Source organism: Pseudomonas sp. PDM21 (assembly GCF_014852505.2).
GTDB lineage: Bacteria > Pseudomonadota > Gammaproteobacteria > Pseudomonadales > Pseudomonadaceae > Pseudomonas.
Genome location: NZ_CM181223.1, coordinates 5,301,402 through 5,325,499, shown reverse-complemented (window position 1 = coordinate 5,325,499; position 24,098 = coordinate 5,301,402). Strand labels below are relative to the sequence as shown.

General features: G+C 65.4%; 21 protein-coding genes. 18 read left to right on the top strand and 3 right to left on the bottom strand.

Features of this window, described 5'->3' with window-relative positions; all coding sequences use genetic code 11:
• The first annotated feature begins 363 nt into the window (after positions 1 to 363).
• The 9 genes from IB275_RS24570 to ubiT all read left to right on the top strand — a co-directional run bounded on the left by IB275_RS24570 (position 364) and on the right by ubiT (position 7,538).
• Positions 364 to 1,755, top strand: a complete 1,392-nt coding sequence (locus IB275_RS24570; RefSeq protein ID WP_192291882.1) for a PhoH family protein — start codon at positions 364 to 366, stop codon at positions 1,753 to 1,755.
• A 156-nt stretch (positions 1,756 to 1,911) separates the two neighbouring features.
• Positions 1,912 to 2,403, top strand: coding sequence for a cyclic pyranopterin monophosphate synthase MoaC (gene moaC / locus IB275_RS24565; protein ID WP_192291879.1), 492 nt, complete (start codon positions 1,912 to 1,914; stop codon positions 2,401 to 2,403).
• Positions 2,400 to 2,648, top strand: coding sequence for a MoaD/ThiS family protein (locus tag IB275_RS24560; RefSeq protein WP_138216131.1), 249 nt, complete (start codon positions 2,400 to 2,402; stop codon positions 2,646 to 2,648). The genes moaC and IB275_RS24560 overlap by 4 nt, the downstream gene beginning before the upstream one ends.
• A gap of 4 nt (positions 2,649 to 2,652) precedes the next feature.
• Complete coding sequence (moaE, locus tag IB275_RS24555) at positions 2,653 to 3,105, top strand: molybdopterin synthase catalytic subunit MoaE (protein ID WP_192291876.1); 453 nt, start codon at positions 2,653 to 2,655, stop codon at positions 3,103 to 3,105.
• Between the two features lie 227 nt (positions 3,106 to 3,332).
• Positions 3,333 to 3,887, top strand: coding sequence for a molybdenum cofactor biosynthesis protein B (gene moaB / locus IB275_RS24550; RefSeq protein ID WP_081516155.1), 555 nt, complete (start codon positions 3,333 to 3,335; stop codon positions 3,885 to 3,887).
• Positions 3,884 to 5,119, top strand: coding sequence for a molybdopterin molybdotransferase MoeA (locus IB275_RS24545; RefSeq protein ID WP_192291873.1), 1,236 nt, complete (start codon positions 3,884 to 3,886; stop codon positions 5,117 to 5,119). The genes moaB and IB275_RS24545 overlap by 4 nt, the downstream gene beginning before the upstream one ends.
• 55 nt (positions 5,120 to 5,174) lie before the next feature.
• Positions 5,175 to 6,170 (top strand): ubiquinone anaerobic biosynthesis protein UbiU, encoded by a 996-nt coding sequence (ubiU, locus tag IB275_RS24540; RefSeq protein WP_138216134.1) that lies wholly within the window; start codon positions 5,175 to 5,177, stop codon positions 6,168 to 6,170.
• Between the two features lie 10 nt (positions 6,171 to 6,180).
• Entirely contained in the window at positions 6,181 to 7,071 is an 891-nt protein-coding gene (locus IB275_RS24535) for a U32 family peptidase (RefSeq protein WP_192291870.1), read from the top strand.
• Entirely contained in the window at positions 7,065 to 7,538 is a 474-nt protein-coding gene (gene ubiT, locus IB275_RS24530) for a ubiquinone anaerobic biosynthesis accessory factor UbiT (RefSeq protein WP_192291867.1), read from the top strand. Before IB275_RS24535 ends, ubiT begins: the two co-directional genes overlap by 7 nt.
• A 127-nt stretch (positions 7,539 to 7,665) precedes the next feature.
• On the opposite strand, the gene IB275_RS24525 is transcribed toward ubiT, so the two are convergent.
• From IB275_RS24525 to IB275_RS24515, 3 genes are all read right to left on the bottom strand, one after another.
• Positions 7,666 to 8,034 (bottom strand): putative zinc-binding protein, encoded by a 369-nt coding sequence (locus IB275_RS24525; RefSeq protein ID WP_015478588.1) that lies wholly within the window; start codon positions 8,032 to 8,034, stop codon positions 7,666 to 7,668.
• Between the two features lie 209 nt (positions 8,035 to 8,243).
• Positions 8,244 to 8,897 carry a two-component system response regulator NarL gene (narL, locus tag IB275_RS24520; RefSeq protein WP_081516145.1) on the bottom strand — a complete coding sequence of 218 codons (654 nt, stop codon included), beginning with the start codon at positions 8,895 to 8,897 and terminating at the stop codon, positions 8,244 to 8,246.
• Entirely contained in the window at positions 8,894 to 10,756 is a 1,863-nt protein-coding gene (locus IB275_RS24515) for a histidine kinase (protein ID WP_192291864.1), read from the bottom strand. The genes narL and IB275_RS24515 overlap by 4 nt, the downstream gene beginning before the upstream one ends.
• A gap of 173 nt (positions 10,757 to 10,929) precedes the next feature.
• Between IB275_RS24515 and IB275_RS24510 the strand changes: the two genes are divergently transcribed.
• The 9 genes from IB275_RS24510 (at position 10,930) to IB275_RS24470 (ending at position 23,877) form a co-directional block, all read left to right on the top strand.
• A complete protein-coding gene (locus IB275_RS24510) occupies positions 10,930 to 12,231 on the top strand; it encodes a nitrate/nitrite transporter (RefSeq protein WP_081516141.1) in 1,302 nt (433 codons plus the stop codon).
• A gap of 12 nt (positions 12,232 to 12,243) precedes the next feature.
• Complete coding sequence (locus tag IB275_RS24505; RefSeq protein ID WP_192291861.1) at positions 12,244 to 13,647, top strand: NarK family nitrate/nitrite MFS transporter; 1,404 nt, start codon at positions 12,244 to 12,246, stop codon at positions 13,645 to 13,647.
• 95 nt (positions 13,648 to 13,742) lie between these two features.
• Positions 13,743 to 17,522 (top strand): nitrate reductase subunit alpha, encoded by a 3,780-nt coding sequence (locus IB275_RS24500; protein WP_192291858.1) that lies wholly within the window; start codon positions 13,743 to 13,745, stop codon positions 17,520 to 17,522.
• Between the two features lie 11 nt (positions 17,523 to 17,533).
• Positions 17,534 to 19,069: a nitrate reductase subunit beta gene (narH, locus tag IB275_RS24495; protein ID WP_138216141.1), complete on the top strand. Its 1,536-nt coding sequence runs from the start codon at positions 17,534 to 17,536 to the stop codon at positions 19,067 to 19,069.
• A gap of 5 nt (positions 19,070 to 19,074) precedes the next feature.
• The gene (gene narJ / locus IB275_RS24490; RefSeq protein ID WP_192291855.1) at positions 19,075 to 19,815 is read left to right on the top strand and encodes a nitrate reductase molybdenum cofactor assembly chaperone; all 741 of its coding nucleotides are present in this window, start codon (positions 19,075 to 19,077) and stop codon (positions 19,813 to 19,815) included.
• 2 nt (positions 19,816 to 19,817) lie between these two features.
• The gene (narI, locus tag IB275_RS24485) at positions 19,818 to 20,504 is read left to right on the top strand and encodes a respiratory nitrate reductase subunit gamma (protein WP_024765823.1); all 687 of its coding nucleotides are present in this window, start codon (positions 19,818 to 19,820) and stop codon (positions 20,502 to 20,504) included.
• A gap of 102 nt (positions 20,505 to 20,606) precedes the next feature.
• Positions 20,607 to 21,425 carry a peptidylprolyl isomerase gene (locus tag IB275_RS24480; RefSeq protein WP_192291851.1) on the top strand — a complete coding sequence of 273 codons (819 nt, stop codon included), beginning with the start codon at positions 20,607 to 20,609 and terminating at the stop codon, positions 21,423 to 21,425.
• A gap of 116 nt (positions 21,426 to 21,541) precedes the next feature.
• Entirely contained in the window at positions 21,542 to 22,528 is a 987-nt protein-coding gene (gene moaA, locus IB275_RS24475) for a GTP 3',8-cyclase MoaA (protein WP_192291848.1), read from the top strand.
• Positions 22,529 to 23,100: 572 nt separating this feature from the next.
• Positions 23,101 to 23,877, top strand: a complete 777-nt coding sequence (locus tag IB275_RS24470) for an ABC transporter substrate-binding protein (RefSeq protein ID WP_081516127.1) — start codon at positions 23,101 to 23,103, stop codon at positions 23,875 to 23,877.
• The last annotated feature ends 221 nt before the right edge of the window (positions 23,878 to 24,098 follow it).

Genomic DNA, 24,098 nt, shown 5'->3' with positions numbered 1-24,098 from the left:
CGGTGCAGATGCGGCGTGCAGGGCTAAGGGACTGATCCTGCGAAAAAAGCGGAGGGCGTTACGAGGGGTAGGACTCCTAAAACTAGCGCTGTCCGGAGCCCCCGCCAAGGTATTTCGTCGTACGACGAAAAAAACTTTCGTAGGAAGGAAAAAGACTTTTTATCGTCATGTTTTTTCCTGTATTTGTTGAGTCGTAGACCGCCGAACCCTGCAGACAGGTGGCGGCCCCGGCCCGGCCAGTCCCTTGTATGCAGTGCTCTCGAATCCTGCCAATCCCAGGAATCCGAGAGCCGGTGGCTCACCGCACGGCGGAGCGCTGTAAAGGCATTCCGTCGTAACGCTCCTACAAGAGGTGACCTGCGTATGGATGACCACGGACGCTCCCGCCCCACCCAGCCCACCCTGTACGTCCTCGACACCAACGTCCTGATCCACGATCCCAACGCCTTGCTGAACTTCCAGGAGCACCACGTCGCGATACCGATGACGGTGCTGGAGGAACTGGACAAGCTCAAGACCGGAAAACACACCGTGGCTGCGGAATGCCGCCAGGCAATCCGCCTCATCGACCAGGTGCTGGGTGAGGCCTCGCCCGAGCAGGTAGAGGATGGCGTGCCCATCCAGCGCGGCAAGAGCGGGCCGTGCGGCAGCCTGTCGATCCTCATGAGCAAGCGCGCCGAGCCGATCACCTGGCTGCCCGAGCACCTCAACGACAACAAGATCATCAACCAGTTGGTGGAGCTGAAGAGTCGCCATAGCAGCAAGCGTGTGGTGCTGGTCACCAAGGACATCAACATGCGCCTGAAGGCGCGTGCCTGCGGGGTATTCGCCGAGGATTACCACACCGACCAGCTGGTCGATGACATCAACCTGCTGTCGCGTGGTTATCACTCGCTGAGCGGATCGTTCTGGGACCGCGTCAGCAAGGTGGAGACCCGCCAGGACCGCGGTCGCACCTGGCACCGCGTGCAACTCACCGACAACCTGCCGGCGGTGCACATCAACGAGTTCATCGTCGATGAGCAGGGTTTCGTCGGCTGGATCAAGGGCATCGACCAGGACGAGCTGACCATCCTCGACCTGCACCAGGAACCGCTGCTGCACCAGGAAGCCTGGGGCCTGCGTCCGCGTGACGTGTACCAGTCGCTGGCGCTGTACGCGCTGCTGGACCCGGACATCCACCTGGTCAACCTGTCCGGCGCCGCTGGTTCGGGCAAGACCATCCTCGCCCTGGCTGCCGCCATCGAGCAGACCATGGTCACCAAACGCTACAAACGCATCATCGCCACCCGCAGCGTGCAGGGCCTGGACGAGGACATCGGCTTCCTGCCCGGTACCGAGGCGGAGAAGATGGAGCCCTGGCTTGGCGCGATCACCGACAACCTCGAAGCGCTGCATTCGGATGATGAGTGTACCCATGGCAGCGTCGACTACATCCTCAGCAAGGTGCCGCTGCAGTTCAAATCGCTGAACTACATCCGCGGCCGCAGCTTCCAGCAGAGCCTGATCCTGATCGACGAGTGCCAGAACCTCACCCCGCACCAGATGAAGACCATCATCACCCGCGCGGGCAACGGTTCGAAGGTGGTCTGCCTGGGCAACCTGGCGCAGATCGATACCCCCTACCTGTCGGCCACCAGCTCCGGCCTGACCTACCTGACCGAACGCTTCAAGGACTTCCCCCACGGCGTGCACGTGACCCTGCAAGGGGTGCCGCGCTCGGTGCTGGCGGAGTTCGCCGAAGCCCACATGTAACACCAGCCAAGGCCCGCCATCCGGCGGGCCTTTTCTTTGCGCCCCGTCTACCTCTTCTTGTATACAATCCCCCCTCCAATGCGCCGTCCGCCGGCCTGCCGGCTGCGCGCACCGGGAGTACACTGTTCCCCCTGATCCACCGGAGAGTTCCCAGCCGTGCTGACCCATCTCGATTCTCAGGGCCGCGCCAACATGGTCGATGTCACCGAAAAAGCGGTGACGTCCCGTGAGGCCGTGGCCGAAGCCCGGGTGCGCATGCTCCCGTCCACCCTGCAACTGATCCAGGACGGCGGCCACCCTAAGGGTGACGTGTTCGCCGTGGCGCGCATCGCCGGCATCCAGGCGGCGAAGAAGACCCATGATCTGATCCCGCTTTGCCACCCGTTGCTGCTCACCAGTGTGAAGGTCGAGCTGGCCGCCGAGGGTGAAGACACCGTGCACATCGTCGCCCGTTGCAAACTGGCCGGGCAGACCGGTGTGGAGATGGAAGCCCTGACCGCCGCCAGCGTCGCCGCGCTGACCATCTACGACATGTGCAAGGCCGTGGACCGTGGCATGACCATCGACAGCGTGCGCGTGCTGGAGAAGCTCGGCGGCAAGAGCGGTCATTACATTGCTGCAGAAGGCGTAGCAGGAGACACCCCATGATCCGCGTGCAGTACTTCGCCCGCTACCGTGAAGCCCTCGGCCTGGATGGTGAGCAGCTGAACTGGAGCCAGTCTCTGGCCAGCCTGGACGACCTGCGGCGCCTGCTGCTGGAGCGCGGCGGCGTCTGGGACGTGCTCGGCGAGCAGAACCTGATGTGCGCGCGCAACCAGGAGCTGTGCTCCCTGGACGAGCCCCTCGCCGACGGCGACGAGGTGGCGTTCTTCCCCACCGTTACCGGAGGCTGAGCCCATGACGATCCGCGTCCAGCCGGCGGCGTTCGATCCGGGTGCCGAACTCAACGCGATGCACGCCGCCAACGTCGGCGTCGGCGCGGTGGTCGGCTTCGTCGGCTACGTGCGTGATTTCAACGATGGCCGCGAAGTGGGCGGCATGTTCCTCGAGCACTACGCCGGCATGACCGAGAAGGCGCTGGCGAAGATCGAGGTCGAGGCCAATGAGCGCTGGCCGCTGCTGCGCCTGGAAATCCTCCACCGCATCGGCCGCCTGGAACCGGGCGAGCCCATCGTCTTCGTCGGTGCTGCCAGTGCACACCGCCAGGCGGCGTTCGATGCCTGCAACTTCGTCATGGACTACCTGAAGACCCGCGCGCCGTTCTGGAAGAAGGAAGACACCACCGAAGGTCCGCGCTGGGTCGAAGGGCGCTGCAGCGACCAGGCAGCCGCCGACCGCTGGAAGGGCTGATCCCCCCATTCACGGGATGGCGCATAACGCCGTAGGCGTTATGCGCCCTACGGGGTGTGCCAACGCTCAGCATAGGGCGCATAAAGCGGAACGCTTTATCCGCCGCCCCTGCAGAGCAGCGATGCCCCGCTCGCGCCGGGGCAGTACCTCCTAGGAGGAATGGGCGGTAGAGGGGAAGGGGCGCAGGCTGGCGCCAGCCCTTTTTGCTCCGAATCGGAGAGCCCCTCATGAGCCATCTCAGCACCCCGGAATTCCTGCCGCTGGAGATCGCTGTCCTCACCGTCAGCGATACCCGCAGCCTGCACAACGACACCTCCGGCCAGGCCCTGGTGACCTCGCTGCAACGCGCCGGCCACGCCCTCGCCGAACGCCAGCTGGTGATCGACGACATCTACCAGATCCGCGCCGTGGTTTCGGCCTGGATCGCCGACCCCAAGGTCCAGGTTGGCCTGATCACCGGCGGCACCGGCTTCACCGCCCGCGACAACACCCCGCAAGCCGTCGCTCCGTTGCTCGAACGCACCGTGGATGGCTTCGGCGAGCTGTTCCGGCAGATTTCCCGAGAGGAAATCGGCACCTCCACCATCCAGTCCCGCGCCATCGCCGGCATCACCAACGGCACGCTGATCTGCTGCCTGCCCGGTTCCACCGGCGCCTGCCTCACCGCCTGGGAAAAGATCCTCCTGCAACAGCTCGACAGCCGCACCAAGCCGTGCAATTTCGTTCCCCATCTCAAGCGCCTGCCCGAGCGCCCGGTGCTGGCCTGCGGTACGCGCTCATGAGCGCCTGCGGCTGTTCCGGCTCCGGCCTGCGTCCGGTGGACGAAGCCATTGCCGCGTTGATGGACTTCGTTCCGCTGGCGCCGCCGACCGTGCGCGTCGATCTGGAGGACGCCCTGGGCCGCATTCTGGCCGAGGACATCCATTCACCCATCGACCTGCCGCTGTGGGACAACAGCGCGATGGACGGCTACACGCTTCGCAGTGCCGACATGGGACCGGCGGGCGCACGGTTGCGAATCGCCGGCTATATCGCCGCCGGCGATGCCGCCCAGGTCGAACTGCAGCCTGGCCAGGCGATGCGCATCTTCACCGGCGCGCCGTTGCCGCCGGGGGCGGACAGCGTGATCGCTCAGGAAGACTGCGAGGTCGATGGCGACTGGCTGCAGGTGCCCGTGGTCGGGCATGGCAGCCATGTGCGTCGGCGCGGTGAAGAGCTGTGCGAAGGTGATGCCTTGCTCAGTGCCGGGAAGAAACTGCGCGCCCAGGACCTCGGCCTGCTCGCCAGTGTCGGCCTGGACCGCGTCAGTGTCTATCGCCCGCTGCGTGTCTGTCTGCTGAGCAGCGGCGACGAGCTGCGCGAGCCCGGTGAGCCCCTGGCTCCGGGGCAGATCTACAACGCCAACCGCTTCAGCGTCGGCGCTTTGCTGCGCGGCTGGGGCATCGAAGTCCACGACTACGGCGTGCTCGCCGACACTCTGGCAGCCAGCCGCGATGCGCTGAGCCTCGCCGCGTCCGAATGGGACGTGCTGATCACCAGCGGCGGCGTGTCGGTGGGCGACCGCGACTACCTCAAGCAGGCGATCCGCGAACTGGGTGAGCTGCACTTGTGGAAGCTGAAGATGCAGCCGGGCAAGCCGCTGGCGTTCGGCAGCATCGCCGGCAAGCCGTGGATCGGCCTGCCGGGCAACCCGGCCGCCGCGCTGGTCACTGCACTGGTGGTGGCGCGGCCGTTCCTCTGGCGCGCCCAGGGGCGCAGCTCGGTCGAAACCTTGCCGGCCATGCTGCCGGCGGGCTTCGACTGGCCCACGGCCAACTCGCGGCGCCAGTACCTGCGCGCGCGCCTGGAGCTGGACAGCAGCGGCGTCGCCCGCATCTGTCTGCATCCGCAGCAGGGCTCGGCCATGCTGCGCGCAGCGAGCTGGGCCGATGGCCTGGCGGTGGTGGAGGCCGGGCGTACTCTGCACGCCGGCGAACCGCTGCCCTTCCTGTCTTTCAGCGAATTCGGCGCCTGACGCCGTTCCCGGCTGCCGGCGGGGGCCGGCAGCCACCGCAATGCCTGGGGGAAGCATGCAACTGGTCTGTCCGGCGGGGAGTCTGCCCGCCCTGAAATCGGCCCTGCGCGAGGGCGCCGACGCCATTTACGTCGGTTTTCGCGATGACACCAATGCCCGGCACTTCGCCGGCCTCAACCTCGATGACCGCCAGTTGCGCCAGGGCGTGGAGCTTATCCACAGCGCCGGCAAACAGATGTACGTGGCGGTCAACACCTATCCCGGCGCGGCCGGCTGGGCCCGCTGGCAACGCGCGGTGGACCACGCCGCCGACCTCGGCGTGGATGCACTGATCGCCGCCGACTGCGCGGTACTCGGCTACGCGGCCAGGCGCCACCCGAACCTCGCCCTGCACCTCTCAGTGCAGGGCTCGGCCACCAACGTCGCGGCGCTGGCCTTCTACCACGAGCGCTATGGCATCCGCCGCGCCGTGCTGCCGCGCGTGCTGTCCCTGGCGCAGGTACGCCAGGTGGCGGCGAACAGCCCGGTGCCCATCGAGGTCTTCGCCTTCGGCAGCCTGTGCATCATGGCCGAGGGGCGCTGTCACCTGTCGTCCTATGTCACCGGCGAGTCGCCCAACCTCTGTGGCGTCTGCTCGCCAGCCAAGGCGGTGCGCTGGAGCGAGGAGCCCGAGGGTCTGACCTCGCGCCTCAACGACGTGCTGATCGACCGTTACGCGCCGGATGAGCCGGCGGGCTACCCGACCCTGTGCAAGGGCCGCTTCGTGGTCAATGGCGAGCGCTTTCACGCCCTGGAAGAACCCACCAGCCTGAACACCATCGACCTGATTCCGCAGCTGGCGGAAATCGGTGTGGCGGCAGTGAAGATCGAGGGCCGGCAACGCAGCCCGGCCTATGTCGAGCAGGTCACCCGCGTCTGGCGCCAGGCGCTGGATGCGTGGCAGCGCGCACCCGAGAATTACCGCGCGCTGACCCAGTGGCAGGACGCCCTGGACAAGCTTTCCGAAGGCCACCAGACGACCCTGGGCGCCTACCATCGCTCCTGGCAGTGAGGACCTCGTGATGAAACTCAGCCTGGGACCGGTGCTGTTCTACTGGGACCGCCGGACACTCCTGGATTTTTATGCGCAGATGGCCGAACAGCCGCTGGACGCCATCTACATCGGCGAGACCGTCTGCTCCAAGCGGCGCGCCATGTCGCTCGACAACTGGCTGGGCCTGGGGCGCGAGCTGCAGCAGCAGAGCGGGGCGCAGATCCTCATCTCGGGCCTCGCGCTGATCGAAGCGGCCTCCGAGCTGTCGTCACTGCGCCGCCTCTGCGCCAACGGCGAGCTGCAGGTTGAAGCCAGTGACATGGGCGCGGTGCAGATTCTCGGCACCCTGGGCGTTGAATTCGTCGGCGGCCCGGCGCTCAACGTCTACAACGGCCACACGCTGGCCGAGCTGCACGCGGCTGGCTTGCGCCGCTGGGTGCCGCCGGTGGAATGCTCCGGCGAGCAGATCCACGCGGTGATCGAGCAGGCGCGCGAGCTGGGCATCAACGACGTGGAGACCGAGGTGTTCGCCTACGGTCATCTGCCGCTGGCCTACTCGGCACGTTGCTTCACCGCTCGGGCGGAGAACCGGCCCAAGGACGACTGCCAGTTCTGCTGCATGAACTACCCCGAAGGCATGTCAATGCTCAGCCAGGAAGGCATGCCGCTGTTCACCCTCAACGGCATCCAGACGATGTCCGGCGAGGCCAGCAACCTGCTGGCGGACTACGCCTCGCTGCGTGACTGCGGTGCCGATCTGCTGCGCCTGAGCCCCCGTGCCGAAGGCATGGTGGAAGTGGTGCGAGCCTTCGACCGCGTGCGCAAGGGCGCCACGCCGCCGCTGGCGGTGGAGGGTTGCAACGGATACTGGCATGGCCGCCCAGGCATGCTGCGCAGCGAAGAGGTGAACCTGTGCTGACACTCGAAACCGGCGCCCTGCGCGTCGCCGACCGCCTGCTGCCCCTGGCCGCGCGCGTCCCCTCGGGGCTGCAGCGCGCGGTACTGCAGCGCGCCGCCAACCGCCTGTTCGCCGATCCGCTGGCGGACGGTGCCTTCGACATCCTCGACGGCCACTGGCTGCGCCTGGAAGTCAGCGATCTCGGTCTGGCCTGGAGCTTCACCCACGACCGTAATGGCCTGCGCTTTGCCGATGCCTGCACGCCGAGCGTGACCATCCGTGGCAGCTGGCGCGACTTCCTGCTGCTGGCGGGGAGGCAGGAGGACCCGGACACGCTGTTCTTCCGGCGTCGTCTGGTGATCGAGGGCGATACCGAGCTGGGCCTGGCGGTGAAGAACCTGATCGACAGCCTCGACCCGGACAGCCTGCCGGCGTGGTTGTGGAGCGCCATGCGCCGCGCCAGCCGGGTGGTGCAGGAGAGCGCCTGAGTCGCTCACCCTCTGCGATATCCATGCTGTTTTGGGGCGCCAATCGATGGGTATCGCTTCGCTCCACGCCATCCTACGCTGGAGCCGTCCTTCGGCTTTGAGCCGGGTCTGGGCGACTGACTAAGGCTCAGGCCGGGACGCGGACGAGGAACTGCAATTCCTCGTAGAGCATCTCGAAGTCCTGCACCGGCGCGTCCTGGCCGTAGCGCTTCTTCAGGCCGTACTCGGTCAGGGTGATCTCGTGCTCGGCCTTCACCCCGTGGCGCGCCAGGCAGTTCTGCACGCAGTGCAGGTGGCAACCGTCCACGGCGATGATCGGCCGGCCGGAGCAGGCCTTCTTCACCAGCGCCGGCACGTCGCCGCCCACTCCCGCGATGCAGGACATCTCCGCCAGGCCGTCACGGTCCAGGCGCAGGGCGAGGTCGTTGGCCAGCTGCGCGAGGTTCGAGCAGCCGGAACAGGAATAGACAAGGGGCAGGTGCGGCGAGGGCGGCATGGGGACCTCCAGGGTGAGTCCCGCAGTGTCCTGCCGCGACGGCTTGTCGCGACATGATCTGAATCAAGTCGGCGAGTGGACTACTACCTGGTAGGTAGGGCGAATAAAGCGGAACGCTTTATTCGCCGTCGCAGGCAGTTGGCGGATACCGCCTGGGGCGTTATCCGCCCTACGTACGGGATCAGCTTTTCGTAGGGGGGGAAGTGTGGTCAGACGAGGTGGTTCTCCACCGCCCACACCGCCGCCTCGACGCGCGAACGCATGCCCAGCTTGTGCAGCACGCGCTTGACGTGGACCTTCACGGTGCCTTCGGTGATGTCGAGTTTGCGCGCGATCATCTTGTTGCTGTAGCCGTGGGCGAGCTGGCGGAGGATCTGCCGCTCGCGATCGGTGAGCTCCTCGATGCCCTTGGGGCGGTCGTCGCCGCGCAGGGCCTGGGCCAGTACCTGGGTCAGCTGCGGGCTGATGGTGAGCTGGCCGGTGGCGGCCTGGCGGATGTGCTCGAGCAGGCGCTCGGGCTCCATGTCCTTGAGCAGGTAGCCGTCGGCGCCGGCGCGCAGCACGTTGATCACGTCGTTGCGGTCGTCGGAGACGGTGAACACCACGATGCGCGCATCTTCGCCGTTCTCGCGCATGGCGCGCAGGGTATCCAGACCGGTCATGCCCTTCATGTTGAGGTCGAGCAGGATCATGTCCGGCTCCAGCTCCGCGGCCATGCGCAGCGCTTCCTCACCGCTGCCGGCTTCGCCCACCACTTGCAGGTCCTCTTCGAACTCCAGCAACTGGACGACACCCTTGCGCATCATCGGGTGGTCGTCGACGAGCAGGATGCGTGCGCGGTCATCGGTGGGGGTGGCCGTCATGGGTGGGTCTCCGGGTGTTGCGACAGGGGTTTGTGGGTGAAGCGCACGCTGACACGGGTGCCCTTGGGCTCGCGCGGGGCGATGTTGAAGGTGGCTTCCAGGGTCTGACTGCGCTCCCGCATGATGCTAAGCCCATAGTGCCCATTGCGGCTCTGCGCTGGGTCAAAGCCGACTCCATCATCGTCCACGGTGATGCACACCTGGTCCTCGGCGTCCTCGAACAGGATGACCTTCGCGTGATGTGCCTGGGCGTGGCGCACCACATTGGACAGCGCCTCGCGGACGATCTGCAGGATGTGGATTTCCTCGTTGGGGTTGAGCGGGATGTGCGCCAGGCGGTTGTCCAGCTCGATGGACAGGTCGCCGCGCTCGCCGAACTCCTCCACGGTTTTCACCAGTGCCGCTTCCAGGCTGGATTGCTCCAGGCTCAGGCGGAAGGTGGTGAGCAGCTCGCGCAGCTGGCGGTAGGCGCTGTTGAGGCCCTCGCGCAGCTCGTCGATTGTCTCGTCGATCTTCTCTGCTGGCACGTCTCGCTTGAGCAGGGTGGCCAGCCGGCTGACCTGGATCTTCAGGTAGGACAGCGACTGCGCCAGCGAATCGTGCAGTTCGCGGGCGATGGTGCTGCGCTCGGCGAACAGCGCCAGGCGGTTCTCCTGTTCCTGCTGCAGTGACAGGGCGAAGGTGCGCGCGATGTTGTCGCAGAAGCCTTCGACGAACTGCTGCTGCCAGTCTTCCAGGTGGCCGTCGGGGGTCTCGATGAACAGCTCGCCGAAACGGTGCTCGCCGATGGACAGCGGCTGCATCAGCAGCGGGTTGATGCCGCGGATCGGGTTGTTGCAGTGGTCGGCCTGGGCGCGGCACTCGCCGCAGTTGCCCTGCAGGCAGAAACTGCCGGTGATGCCGTCGGTGGTCAGCGAGGAGTAAGCGCGCTCGACGCCGTCCTTGTTCAGGCACAGCGTCACCTTGCCGGCCTGCAGTACCCGTTCGAGCTGGTTCAGCAGCGGCTGCAGCGAGCGCTCGTCGTACGGATCCTGGCCCAGGCGGCGGGCGCTGTCGTAGAGCAGCTCCAGGCGCTGGTGGCTGTTGGAGAGGTCGCGGGTCTTGTCCTCCACCCGCGCTTCCAGTTCGCGGTAGCTGGTCTGCAGTTCCGCGGCCATCTGGTTGAAGCGCTCGCCAAGCTGGCTCAGCTCGTCTTCGCCGCTGCTGCTGACGCGCGCGTCGAGGTCGCCTTCGCCCAGGCGGCGCGCGGTGGTGGTCAGTTCGCGCAGCGGGCCGACCACGTGGTAGCTCAGGTCGTAGAGGCTGATGAACACCACCAGCAGGCTGAGGAACAGGCACAGGCCCTGCACCGTGCTGAGCATCTGCGAACGGTACTCGGCGTTGCGTTGCAGGGTGCCGACGAAGCCGTCGATGTGCCCGACGAAGGTGTCCAGCGTCGCCAGGGCCGGGGCTTCGGAGAGGTCGAGGTTCTGCAGTTCCTCGCGCAAGCGGTCGTGCTGCTGGCGGATCGGCGCGTCGGCGTCGGAGCGGCGCAGCAGACGGGTGATCTCGTCGTTGTCCAGGCGCGCGGCGAGGGTCGATTGCAGGGCCTGGCGGTTGATCGGCGACGGGTCCAGCGCCAGGCGGTAGGTGAGCATCCGCAGCGAGCCGGCCTGGTTGATCACCGCCGCATCCTGGTGTGAATAGTCGGCGAACAGCAGGGCGCTGAACATCCCGGCCAGGGCCAGCGATACCAGTAGCGTGAGGTAGCAGCCGAAGCGCACGACGATGGATTTGCGCAGGGAAGGGCGTCCGGCAGGGGGACTACCCACAAAGAGTCGGTCGTTGCCGGCAGGGTCGGCAGTGCGTGCCGTATTCATAGAAAATGCCTTTTAAAACAATAAGTTAAGCATTCATTTCGGTGATACCCACAAGGAGGTAGCGGCGCGCATCTGCTCATGAATCGCCGTTTGGCTCATTGATGGCGATCAAGAGAAGGCGGCTAGTCCTTACCTAACGTGCGGGCAAAGGCCGTCAGGAAGTGAGCTTAGCCATGTTGTCCCACCGTCAGAAACAGTACTCCGTGCTCGGCATGAGCACACTGGCGTTCGCCGTGAACTTCGCGGTCTGGACGATGTTTTCGATCATCGGTATCCGCATCAAGGAAGAGCTGGGCCTGTCCGAGGCGCAGTTCGGCCTGATGGTGGCGCTGCCGATTCTGACCGGTTCGCTGGTGCGTCTGCCGCTGGGGCTGATCACCGACCGCTTCGGCGGTCGCATCGTGTTCTTCATCCATATGCTGCTGGTGGCCATCCCGATCTACGGCCTGGCCTTCGCCACCCTCTACTGGCACTACCTGGTGCTGGGCCTGTTCGTCGGCCTGGCCGGCGGCTCCTTCGCGGTGGGCATCGCCTACACCTCCTCGTGGTTCGAGAAGGAACGCCAGGGCACTGCCATGGGCATCTTCGGCGCCGGTAACGCGGGCGCGGCGATCACCAACCTGGTGGCGCCGATGATCGTGGTCGCCTTCGGCTGGCGCATGGTTCCGCAGATCTACTCGGTGGCCATGCTGGTGACCGCGCTGCTGTTCTGGTTCTGTACCTGGACCGACCCCGCCCACACCAAGGGCGGCGACGCCGACCCGAGCCGTCCGCGCCCGACCCTGGCCAAGCAGCTGGCGCCGCTGGGCGAGCTGCGCGTGTGGCGCTTCGGTCTGTACTACTTCTTCGTCTTCGGCGGCTTCGTCGCCCTGGCCCTGTGGCTGCCCAAGTACTACATCGCCGAGTACGGCCTGGACCTGCGCACCGCCTCCTTCATCACCATGCTGTTCACCCTGCCGTCGGGCCTGATCCGCGCCCTGGGCGGCTGGTTCAGCGACAACTACGGCGCCCGTGCGGTGAACTGGGGCGTGTTCTGGATCTGCCTGGTCTGCCTGTTCTTCCTCTCGTATCCGCCGACCACCATGACCATTCATGGCATCAAGGGCGACGTCAGCCTCGGCATCGGCCTGAACGTCTGGCTGTTCACCTTCCTGGTGTTCGTCGTGGGCATCGCCCAGGGCTTCGGCAAGGCCAGCGTGTACCGGATCATCCACGACTACTACCCGCAGAACATGGGCACCGTTGGCGGCATGGTCGGGGTCATCGGCGGCCTCGGCGGCTTCTGCCTGCCCATCCTGTTCGGCTACGCCGCCGACCACATCGGCGTGCGCTCCTCCTGCTTCATGTTGCTGTTCGGCCTGACCGTGATCTGCATGGTCTGGATGCACTACGCGATCAAACAGCAGCAACGCCTCGATGGCCAGGCTCACGCGGCTGACGTCGACGCTACCCCCATTCCTTCTCGTCAATCCTGAGGTAGTGCCGTCATGGGCATGATCAACTCCCAACTCAAAGCCGCCAGCGGTCCGCTGCTGATCGACTGGCGCCCCGAGGACTCCGAGTTCTGGGCGCGCAACGGCAAGCGCATTGCCGCGCGCAACCTGTGGATCTCGATCCCCGCGCTGCTGCTCGCCTTCGCCGTCTGGATGATCTGGAGCACCGTCACCGTGCGCCTGAACGCCGCCGGCTTCAGCTTCAGCAACGAGCAACTGTTCCTGCTTGCCGCGCTGCCGTCGATCTCCGGCGCCACGCTGCGGGTGTTCTACTCCTTCATGGTACCGATGGTCGGTGGTCGTCGCTGGACGGCGCTGTCCACCGCGTCCCTGCTGATCCCCTGCCTCTGGCTGGGTTTCGCCGTGCAGGACCCGACCACCCCGTACTGGGTGTTCGCGACCATCGCTCTGCTGTGCGGTTTCGGTGGCGGCAACTTCGCATCGAGCATGTCCAACATCAGCTTCTTCTACCCGAAGAACCAGCAGGGAACCGCCCTGGGCCTGAATGCCGGCCTGGGTAACCTGGGCGTCTCGGTGATGCAGTTCGCCGTCCCCCTGGCCGTGGCCGGCGGCCTGTTCGGCGCCTTCGGTGGCGAGCCGCAGCAGCTGTCCGACGGTGGTCGGCTGTTCCTGCAGAACGCCGGCTGGATCTGGGTGCCCTTCATCGCCGTGGTGGCCATCGCTGCCTGGTTCGGCATGAACGATATCGCTGACTGCAAAGCCTCGTTCCGCGAGCAATCGGTGATCTTCAAGCGCAAGCACAACTGGCTGATGTGCTGGCTGTACGTGGCCACCTTCGGCTCGTTCATCGGCTTCTCCGCCGGCTTCGCCATGCTCAGCAAGACCCAGTTCCCGGACATCAACCCGCTGCAGTACGCCTTCCTCGGCCCGCTGGTGGGCGCCCTGAGCCGGCCGCTGGGCGGCTGGCTGGCAGACAAGTTCGGCGGCGCGCGCATCACCCTGTGGAACTACGCGGCGATGATCGCCGGCGTATTCGCAGTGATCAGCTTCCTGCCGGGTGCGAATGGCACGGGCAGCTTCTTCGGCTTCCTCGGCTCCTTCATCGGCCTGTTCTTCTTCGCCGGCATCGGCAACGGCAGCACCTTCCGCATGATCCCGGTGATCTTCCGCAACGAGTGGGCCGCACGCCTGAAGCAAGGCGGCTTCACCGAGGCCCAGGCGACCAAGAACGCCAGCATGGAATCGGCCGCGGTGATCGGCTTCTCCGCCGCCATCGGCGCCTTCGGCGGCTTCTTCATTCCCAAGGCGTTCGGCACCTCGCTGGCCATGACCGGCAGTGCCGAGGGCGCCCTCTACGTCTTCGTCGCGTACTACCTGAGCTGCATCGTCGCCACCTGGTGGTGGTACGCCCGCAAGGGCGCTGAAAGCCCCTGTTGATTGCTGCGGCGGGGCGCCCTGCGCCCGCCGCCAAACCGTTCCGCGAGCTTGATTAGCGTTTGAACGCCCGGCGCAGACCGGGTGAGGAGATACAGATGAGTTACCTGCTCGACCGCCTGCAATTCTTCAAGAAGAAGCAGGGTGAATTCGCCGATGGTCATGGCGAGGTCACCAACGAAAGCCGTGCCTGGGAAAACAGTTACCGGCAGCGCTGGCAGCACGACAAGATCGTTCGCTCTACCCACGGGGTGAACTGCACCGGCTCGTGCTCCTGGAAGATCTACGTGAAGAACGGCCTGATCACCTGGGAAACCCAGCAGACCGACTACCCGCGTACCCGCCCGGATCTGCCCAACCACGAGCCGCGCGGCTGCCCCCGTGGCGCCAGCTACTCTTGGTACATGTACAGCGCCAACCGCCTGAAGTACCCCAAGGTGCGCAAGCCCCTGCTCAAGCTCTGGCGTGAAGCCCGCGCCACCCACAACGACCCGGTGGACGCCTGGGCCAGCATCGTCGAGGACAAGGCCAAGGCCAAAAGCTACAAGAGCGAACGCGGCCTGGGCGGCTTCATCCGTTCGAGCTGGAGCGAGGTCACCGAGATCATCGCCGCGTCCAATGTCTACACCGCCAAGGTCTACGGCCCGGACCGCGTGGTCGGCTTCTCGCCGATCCCGGCCATGTCGATGGTCAGCTACGCCGCTGGCGCCCGTTACCTGTCGCTGATCGGCGGCGTGTGCCTGTCCTTCTACGACTGGTACTGCGACCTGCCGCCGGCCAGCCCGCAAATCTGGGGCGAGCAGACCGACGTGCCGGAGTCGGCCGACTGGTACAACTCCAGCTACATCATCGCCTGGGGCTCGAACGTCCCGCAGACCCGTACCCCCGACGCGCACTTCTTCACCGAAGTCCGCTACAAGGGCACCAAGACCGTGGCCGTTACCCCGGATTATTCCGAAGTGGCCAAGCTCACCGACCTCTGGCTCAACCCCAAGCAGGGCACCGACGCTGCGCTGGGCATGGCCTTTGGTCATGTCATCCTCAAGGAATTCCACCTCGAGAAACCCAGCGCTTACTTCGTCGACTACTGCCGCCAGTACACCGACATGCCGATGCTGGTGCTGCTCGAACCGCACACCGACGGCGTACTCAAGCCGACCCGCTACCTGCGCGCGGCAGACCTGGCGAACAACCTCGGCCAGGACAACAACCCCGAGTGGAAGACCATCGGCCTGGACGAAATCTCCGGCGAGCTGGTCTCCCCCACCGGCGCCATCGGCTATCGCTGGGGCGAGTCGGGCAAGTGGAACATCGAGGAAACCGAAGGCGGCGAGAAGCGTGAGACCCGCCTGGCCCTGACCCTCATCGACGGCCCGGAAAAAGCCTGCGACGTCGGCTTCCCGTACTTCGCCGGCCAGGAACACCCGCACTTCAAGGGCGTGGAGAACGACGAGGTGCTGGTGCGCCGCGTACCCTTCCGCGAAGTGACCGGTGCCGAGGGCCAGACCCTGCGCGTCGCCACCGTGTATGACCTGCAGATGGCCAACTACAGCGTCGACCGTGGCCTGGGTGGCCGCAACGTCGCTGCCTCCTACACCGACGCCGACGTGCCCTACACCCCGGCCTGGCAGGCCCGCATCACCGGCGTACCGGCTGCCCGCGCCATCCAGGTGGCCCGCGAGTTCGCCGACAGCGCCGACAAGACCCACGGCAAGGCCATGGTCATTATCGGCGCGGCGATGAACCACTGGTACCACATGGACATGAACTACCGCGCGGTCATCAACATGCTGATGATGTGCGGCTGCATCGGCCAGAGCGGTGGTGGCTGGGCGCACTACGTGGGCCAGGAGAAACTCCGCCCACAGACCGGCTGGGTCCCGCTGGCCTTCGGCACCGACTGGAGCCGTCCGCCGCGCCAGATGAACGGCACCAGCTTCTTCTACCTGCACAGCTCGCAGTGGCGCCACGAGAAGATCTCGATGCACGAGGTGCTGTCGCCGCTGGCCGACACCAGGCAGTTCCCCGAGCACGCGCTGGACTACAACATCCGCGCCGAACGCATGGGCTGGCTGCCGTCCGCCCCTCAGCTCAACCGCAACCCGCTGCACATCGCTGCCGACGCCGAGCGTGCCGGCATCCCGGTACAGGACTACGTGGTCCGCGAGCTCAAGTCCGGCAACCTGCGTATCGCCAGCGAGCAGCCGGATGATCCGCAGAACTTCCCGCGCAACATGTTCATCTGGCGTTCCAACCTGCTCGGCTCCTCGGGCAAGGGCCACGAGTACATGCTCAAGTACCTGCTGGGTGCTAAGAACGGCGTGATGAACGCCGACATCGGCAAGGACGGCGGTCCCTGCCCGGGCGAAGTGGACTGGGTCGACGAAGGCGCCGAAGGCAAGCTGGACCTGGTCACTACCCTGGACTTCCGCATGTCCTCCACCTGCATGTACTCGGACATCGTCCTGCCGACCGCGACCTGGTACGAGAAGGACGACCTCAACACCTCCGACATGCACCCCTTCATCCACCCGCTGTCGGCCGCCACTGACCCGGCCTGGGAAGCCAAGAGCGACTGGGAGATCTACAAGGCGATTGCCAAGAAGTTCTCCGAGGTCTCCGTCGGCCACCTGGGCGTGGAGAAGGACCTGGTCACCGTACCGCTGTTGCACGACACCGCCAACGAACTCGCGCAGCCGTTCGGCGGCAGCGACTGGAAGAAGGGCGAGTGCGAACCGGTTCCCGGCCGCACCATGCCGACCCTGCACGTGGTCGAGCGTGACTATCCCAACACCTACAAGAAGTTCACTTCCCTCGGCCCGCTGCTGGACAAGCTCGGCAACGGCGGCAAGGGCATCGGCTGGAACACCGACAAGGAAATCAAGCTGCTCGGCGAGCTGAACCACAAGGTTACCGAGACCGGCATCAGCGAAGGCCGCCCGCGTATCGAAAGCGCCATCGACGCCGCCGAGGTGATCCTCGCCCTGGCACCGGAAACCAATGGCCAAGTGGCCGTGAAGGCCTGGGATGCGCTGTCGAAGTTCACCGGTCGCGACCACACCCACCTGGCGCTGCCCAAGGAAGAAGAGAAGATCCGCTTCCGCGATGTCCAGGCGCAGCCGCGCAAGATCATCTCCAGCCCCACCTGGTCGGGCCTGGAAGATGAGCACGTGAGCTACAACGCCGGCTATACCAACGTCCACGAGATGATCCCGTGGCGCACCATCACCGGTCGCCAGCAGTTCTACCAGGATCACCCCTGGATGCAGGCCTTCGGCGAAGGCTTCGTCAGCTACCGGCCGCCGGTCAACACCCGCAGCACCGACAAACTGTTCAACAAGAAGCCCAACGGCCACGCCGAGATCACCCTGAACTGGATCACCCCGCACCAGAAGTGGGGCATCCACTCCACCTACAGCGACAACCTGCTGATGCTCACCCTGTCGCGCGGTGGCCCGATCATCTGGATGAGCGAGCACGACGCGAAAAGCGTAGGCATCGAGGACAACGACTGGGTCGAGGTCTTCAACGCCAACGGCGCCGCCACCTGCCGCGCGGTGGTCAGCCAGCGCGTGAAGGACGGCATGGTGATGATGTACCACGCCCAGGAACGCATCGTGAACCTGCCGGGCAGCGAGACCACCGGCACCCGCGGCGGCCACCACAATTCGGTGACCCGCGTGGTCCTCAAGCCCACCCACATGATCGGCGGCTACGCCCAGCAGGCGTGGGGCTTCAACTACTACGGCACCGTCGGCTGCAACCGCGACGAATTCGTCGTGGTGCGCAAGATGAACAAGGTCGACTGGCTCGACGAGCCGGAGCAGGGCGGACTGGGCGGTGACGCTCTGCCGCAACCGCTGCCCCAGGACATTTGAGGATTACTGCCATGAAAATTCGTTCGCAAGTCGGCATGGTGCTGAACCTCGACAAATGCATCGGTTGCCACACCTGCTCCATCACCTGCAAGAACGTCTGGACCAGCCGCGAAGGCGTCGAGTACGCCTGGTTCAACAACGTCGAAACCAAGCCCGGCATCGGTTACCCGAAAGAGTGGGAGAACCAGGAGAAGTGGAAAGGCGGCTGGAAGCGTAACGCCGACGGCTCCATCGTCCCGCGCATCGGCGGCAAGTTCCGCGTGCTGGCGAACATCTTCGCCAACCCGGACCTGCCGGAAATCGATGACTACTACGAGCCCTTCGACTTCGACTACCAGCACCTGCACACCGCGCCCAAGGCCCAGCACCAACCGGTTGCCCGTCCGCGCTCGCTGGTCTCCGGCCAGCGCATGCAGAAGATCGAGTGGGGCCCCAACTGGGAAGAAATCCTCGGCACCGAGTTCGCCAAGCGCCGCAAGGACAAGAACTTCGACCAGGTCCAGGCGGACATCTATGGTGAGTACGAAAACACCTTCATGATGTACCTGCCGCGCCTGTGCGAGCACTGCCTGAACCCGGCGTGCGTGGCGTCGTGCCCGAGCGGCGCGATCTACAAGCGCGAGGAAGACGGCATCGTCCTGATCGACCAGGACAAGTGCCGCGGCTGGCGCATGTGCATCAGCGGCTGCCCGTACAAGAAGATCTACTTCAACTGGAAGAGCGGCAAATCCGAGAAGTGCATCTTCTGCTACCCGCGCATCGAGGCCGGCCAGCCGACCGTCTGCTCGGAAACCTGCGTGGGCCGTATCCGCTACCTCGGCGTGCTGCTGTATGACGCCGACCGCATCCACGAAGTGGCCACCTGCGAGAACGAGCGCGACCTTTACCAGAAGCAGCTGGAGATCTTCCTCGATCCGTTCGACCCGAAAGTGATCGAGCAGGCCCGCAAGGACGGCGTACCGGACAGCGTCATCGAGTCCGCGCAGAAGTCGCCGGTGTACAAGCTGGCCATGGACTGGAAACTGGCCCTGCCGCTGCACCCGGAATACCGCACGCTGCCGATGGTGTGGTACGTGCCGCCGCTGTCGCCGATCCAGAACGCCGCTTCCGAAGGCCACATCGGCAACGACGGAGTGATCCCGGATGTCGAGTCCCTGCGCATTCCCGTGCAGTACCTGGCCAACCTGCTGACCGCCGGCGACACCGCCCCGGTGTTGCTGGCCCTCAAGCGCCTGCTGGCCATGCGTGCCTACAAGCGCTCCGAACACGTGGAAGGCAAGCAGGACCTGGAAGTGCTGAAGAAGGTCGGCCTGACCGTGAACCAGGTGGAAGAGATGTACCGCTACCTGGCGATCGCCAACTACGAAGACCGCTTCGTCATCCCCACTGCGCACCGTGAAGAGGCGCTGTCGGATGCCTTCGCCGAGCGTTCGGGTTGTGGCTTCAGCTTCGGCAACGGTTGCTCCAGCAACTCCGGCGTGAACCTGTTCGGCGGCAAGGCCGTGGACAAGCGCAACGTCATCCAGACCGTGCAGATACAGGAGTGATCGATATGGACACTCACAGCCAACTGCTCAAGCTCAGCGCGCTGATGCTCGACTATCCGCGCGTCGAACTGCGCGAGGAAAGCCTGGCGCTGCATGCCCTGATCCGCACCTGCGACCTGCCGGAAAAGCAGCGCGACGGCCTCGCCGCGCTGCTCAACGAGCTGTGCAAGGGCGACATCCTCGATGTCCAGGCCCGTTACGACGGGCTGTTCGAGCGCGGCCGCTCGGTCTCCCTGCTGCTGTTCGAACACGTGCACGGCGAAAGCCGTGACCGTGGCCAGGCGATGGTCGACCTGATGGACCGCTACACCCAGGCGGGCCTGGTCATCGACGTCAACGAGCTGCCGGACTACCTGCCGCTGTACCTGGAGTTTCTCGCTCTGCAGGACGCCGATTCGGCCCGCGTGGGCCTCGCCGAAGTCGCCCACATCCTCGCGCTGATCGCCCTGCGCCTGGAAGAGCGCGGCAGCAGCTATGCGGCGATCTTCAACAGCCTGCTGGAGCTGTCCGGCGAGCAGCCCGACCTCGGCGCGCTCAAGCGTGACCGTGAGCAGGAAGTGCGCGACGACAGCCTGGAAGCCATCGACAAGGCCTGGGAAGAAACCCCGGTGAGCTTTACCGAGCCCGCCGCCGGTTGCCCGTCCACCAGCGCCCGGCGGATTTCCTCCGCCGCAGAACAACCCATGCAGTGGGTCGCCCAGCCGGTGCCGCAGATGCAGTACCGGGCGGCCAGAGAAGGAGTCTGAACATGTCCCTCGATCTTCTAGCGTTCGGGATCTATCCCTACGTCGCGCTCGCCATCTGCCTGATCGGCAGCTGGGCGCGCTTCGACCTCTCGCAATACACCTGGAAAGCCGGCTCCAGCCAGATGCTGAGCAAGAAGGGCATGCGCGTCTACAGCAACCTGTTCCACGTCGGTGTGCTGTTCATCCTCGCCGGTCACTTCGTTGGCCTGCTGACCCCGCACTCGGTCTACGAGCACCTGATCAGCACCGAGCAGAAGCAACTGCTGGCGATGGTCTCCGGTGGCTTCTTCGGCATCCTCTGCTTCATCGGCCTGACCGGCCTGATCCTGCGCCGCCTGACCAATGAGCGCGTGCGCGCCACCGGCAATGCGTCGGACCTGATGATCCTGCTGGTGCTCTACGTCCAGCTGATCCTCGGCCTGTCCACCATCGTCGCCTCCACCCATCACCTGGATGGTTCGGTGATGGTCATGCTCGCCAACTGGGCGCAGTCCATCGTCACCTTCCAGCCGCTGGCCGCCGCCGAAGCGATCGCGCCGGTCTCGCTGGTCTACAAGCTGCACGTGACCCTCGGCCTGACCCTGTTCGTGCTGTTCCCCTTCACCCGCCTGGTGCACATCGTCAGCGCCCCGGTGTGGTACTTCGGCCGCCGCTACCAGGTGGTCCGCACCAAGCGTCGCGCAGCGTGATGAAGCGGCGGATGGCGCTGGTGCGTTATTCGCCCAACCCAACCTCGAACCCGTGGGGCGGATAACGCCATCGGCGTTATCCGCCATCCGGAGGTGATCGAAATGAGTTGCTCCCACTACGAAGCCAAGGTCGAACACGTCGACCTGCCGAAAATCGAAGTCAACGGCGTCGCCATCGCCGAGGACGAACTGGCCCGCGAGCTGCAATACCATCCCGCGTCCAGCCACGCCGAGGCGCTTTACTCCGCCTGCCGCGCGCTGGTGGTACGCCAGCTGCTGGTGCAGCGCGCCGATGCGCTGGGCCTTGAGGCTGAAGCGGAAGAGGGCGAGGCCCTGGAAGAAGCGCGCATCCGCACCCTGATCGACCGTGAAGTCGGCGTGCCCGAAGCCGACGAAGCCAGTTGCCGCCAATGGTACAAAGCCAATCCCACCCGCCTGACCGCACCCTGGCGCATGCGCCTGCGCCATGTCCTGCTGGGCTGCGCGCCGGACGATCTGGAAGGCCGCGCCAAGGCCCGCGAACAGGCCGAGGAGCTGCTGGCCGAACTGCGTGAACATCCCGAACGTTTCGCCGAGAAGGCGATGCGCTTCTCCGACTGCCCGTCCAAGGACGACGGCGGTGAACTGGGCTGGATCGAACCGGGGCAGACCGTCCCCGAGTTCGAGAAACGCCTGCTGCAACAGCAACCCGGCCTGCTCGGCCATCCGCTGGAAAGTCGCTACGGCCTGCATGTGGTAGAGCTGATCGAGCGTGATGGCGGTGAGCCGCTGGACTTCGCGCAGGCGCGCCCGCGCATCGCCGCCTACCTGCGCGCCCAGGTGCTGCAGCGCGCGGTCAGCCAGTACATCAGCGTGCTGGCCGGCGAGGCCCGGATCGACGGCTTCGTCTTCGACGGGGCGGAGTCGCCGCTGGTGCAGTGAACCGGTTCCGGGCCCCTCTCTCCCAATTCCTCCCCCAGAGGAGGGAGGGGCTTCGGAAACGGCCATGAATTTCGGCTTTCACCGTGGATAGTGAAGGCCGGCCGGAGTGAAACACCATGTCCGAATGGATCGACGGCCAGGGCCGCAAGATCGACTACCTGCGCCTGTCCGTAACCGACCGCTGCGACTTCCGCTGCGTCTACTGCATGTCGGAGAACATGCGCTTCCTGCCGCGTCAGCAGGTGCTGACCCTGGAAGAGATCGAGCGGGTAGCGCGCCTCTTCGTCGAACGCGGCGTGAAGAAGCTGCGCCTCACCGGCGGCGAACCACTGGTGCGCCCCGGCATCGTCCATCTCTGTGAACGCCTCGCGGAGCTGCCCGGCCTGCGCGAACTGTGCATGACCAGCAACGGCTCGCAGCTTGGCAAACTGGCCGGCGACCTGCACGCCGCTGGCCTGACCCGCCTGAACATCAGCCTCGATACCCTCGATGCGCAGCGCTTCGCCGCCATCACCCGCACCGGGCGCCTGGAGCAAGTGCTGCGTGGAATAGACGCCGCCCAGCAAGCCGGGTTCGAGCACATCAAGCTGAACTGCGTGGTGATGAAGGGCCGCAATGCCGACGAAGTGCCGGCGCTGGTGGATTACGCCATCGCCCACGGGCTGGACATCAGCTTCATCGAGGAGATGCCGCTGGGGCAGGTCGGCCGCGAGCGCGAGGAGAGCTTCTGCTCCAGCGACGAAGTCCGCGCGCTGATCGCCGAGCACCACGAGCTGCTGGACAGCACCGAATACAGTGGCGGTCCGGCGCGCTACGTGCGTCTGGCGCAGCATCCGGGCACGCGCATCGGCTTCATCTCGCCGCACTCGCACAACTTCTGCTCCACCTGCAATCGCCTGCGCCTGACTGCCGAAGGCCGCCTGCTGCTGTGCCTGGGCCACGAGAACTCCCTGGACCTGCGCGGGCTGCTGCGCCGCCATCCGCTGCACGACGAACCCATCCTCGAAGCTCTGCGCGGCGCCCTGCAGCGCAAGCCGGCGCGCCACGAGTTCACCGTCGGCGACGTACAGGTGCTGCGCTTCATGAACCTCAGCGGCGGCTGAAGCCGACCTCCCTCGGCGGGCCTCGCGCCCGCCCTTTGCCTTGCCTGCCTTGCTCCCGGAAGCGGCAGATGATGCCCAGCGTCATCTGCCGCTTTCGCATCTTTCGCCAGGCAAAAGAAAAGCCCCTGCGACATGAGCGTATCGCGGGGGCTTCGGGCATCTGCCAAAGGTATAACCGTGGAAGCTACGGTAAATCATGCGAAAGAATCGTTTCGAATCCTCCTCGGATCGCTTCGGAACGCTTCCAGACTAAGGCGCCAGCCCGGTGCGAGACATTCCTCCGAAGGAGTAGCGCAGGGCGCGCAAAGGGGAGTGTGCCGTGCGGTCGCAGGGCGATTGACGTTGTGTACTTTTTAGTCCAGATTGGATTTTAAGTTTACGCGCGCCCGCGTGTGGACGGACCAGAACAAGCCAGAACAAGCCAGAACAAGAAGTCGTTCGCCTGGGTCAGGGCAAGGCAATGCCGCCGCAACCTCCCGCGTTGCGCCCCGGACGAACCCAGACATGCCGTACTCACTGCCAGGACGTACCGGCCGGCGCTCGCCCCGGCGACCACACAACGGAGTTCATCGATGAATCGCAAAGCCCTGCTGGGCGGCCTGATGCTGGCCGCCTTCGCCACCTTCTCCCACGCCGACGACAAGCCGCTGCGCATCGGCATCGAGGCGGCCTACCCGCCCTTCGCCTACAAGACCCCGGAAGGCGGCATCGCCGGCTTCGACTACGACATCGGCAATGCGCTGTGCGAAGAGATGAAGCGCAAGTGCCAGTGGGTCGAGCAGGAATACGATGGCCTGATCCCCTCGCTGAAGGTGCGCAAGATCGACGCCGCGCTGTCCTCCATCACCATCACCGAAGAGCGCAAGCACTCGGTGGACTTCACCCACAAGTACTACTTCACCCCAGGCCGCCTGGTGATGAAGGAAGGCTCGCAACTGGACGAGCAGTTCAGCCAGCTCAAGGGCAAGAACATCGGCGTGCAGCGCGGCTCCACGGCTGACCGCTTCGCCACCGAGGTGCTGGGCAAGGCCGGCGCCAACGTGGTGCGTTACACCAGCCAGGACGAGATCTATCTGGACCTGCTGGCGGGCCGCCTGGACGGCACCTTCGCCGACTCCATCCCGCTGGAGATCGGTTTCCTGGAAACCCCGCGCGGCAAGGGCTTCGCCTTCATCGGGCCGGAGTTCAAGGACCCGAAATACTTCGGCGAGGGCGCCGGGATCGCGGTACGCAAGGGCAATACCGAGCTGGTCGGCCAGCTCAACGCCGCCATCGACGCGCTGCGCGCCAATGGCAAGTACAAAGCCATCGAGGGCAAGTACTTCAAGAGTGATATCTACGGCGATTGATCTTCCGCCGAGTCGTCGAAAAGGCCGCCTTCGGGCGGCCTTTTTCGTTGGCGCTGGCGTCTTCCTGTAGGAGCGAACCATGCTCGCGAACCGAGCTCCCACCCACGCTAACCTCACGGCGGAGCACGAACGTAGGATGGTGTAGAGCGAAGCGATACCCATCATTTCCCCTGCCACGTCTGCATGGGTATCGCTGCGCTCCACCCATCCTGCGCAAGCGT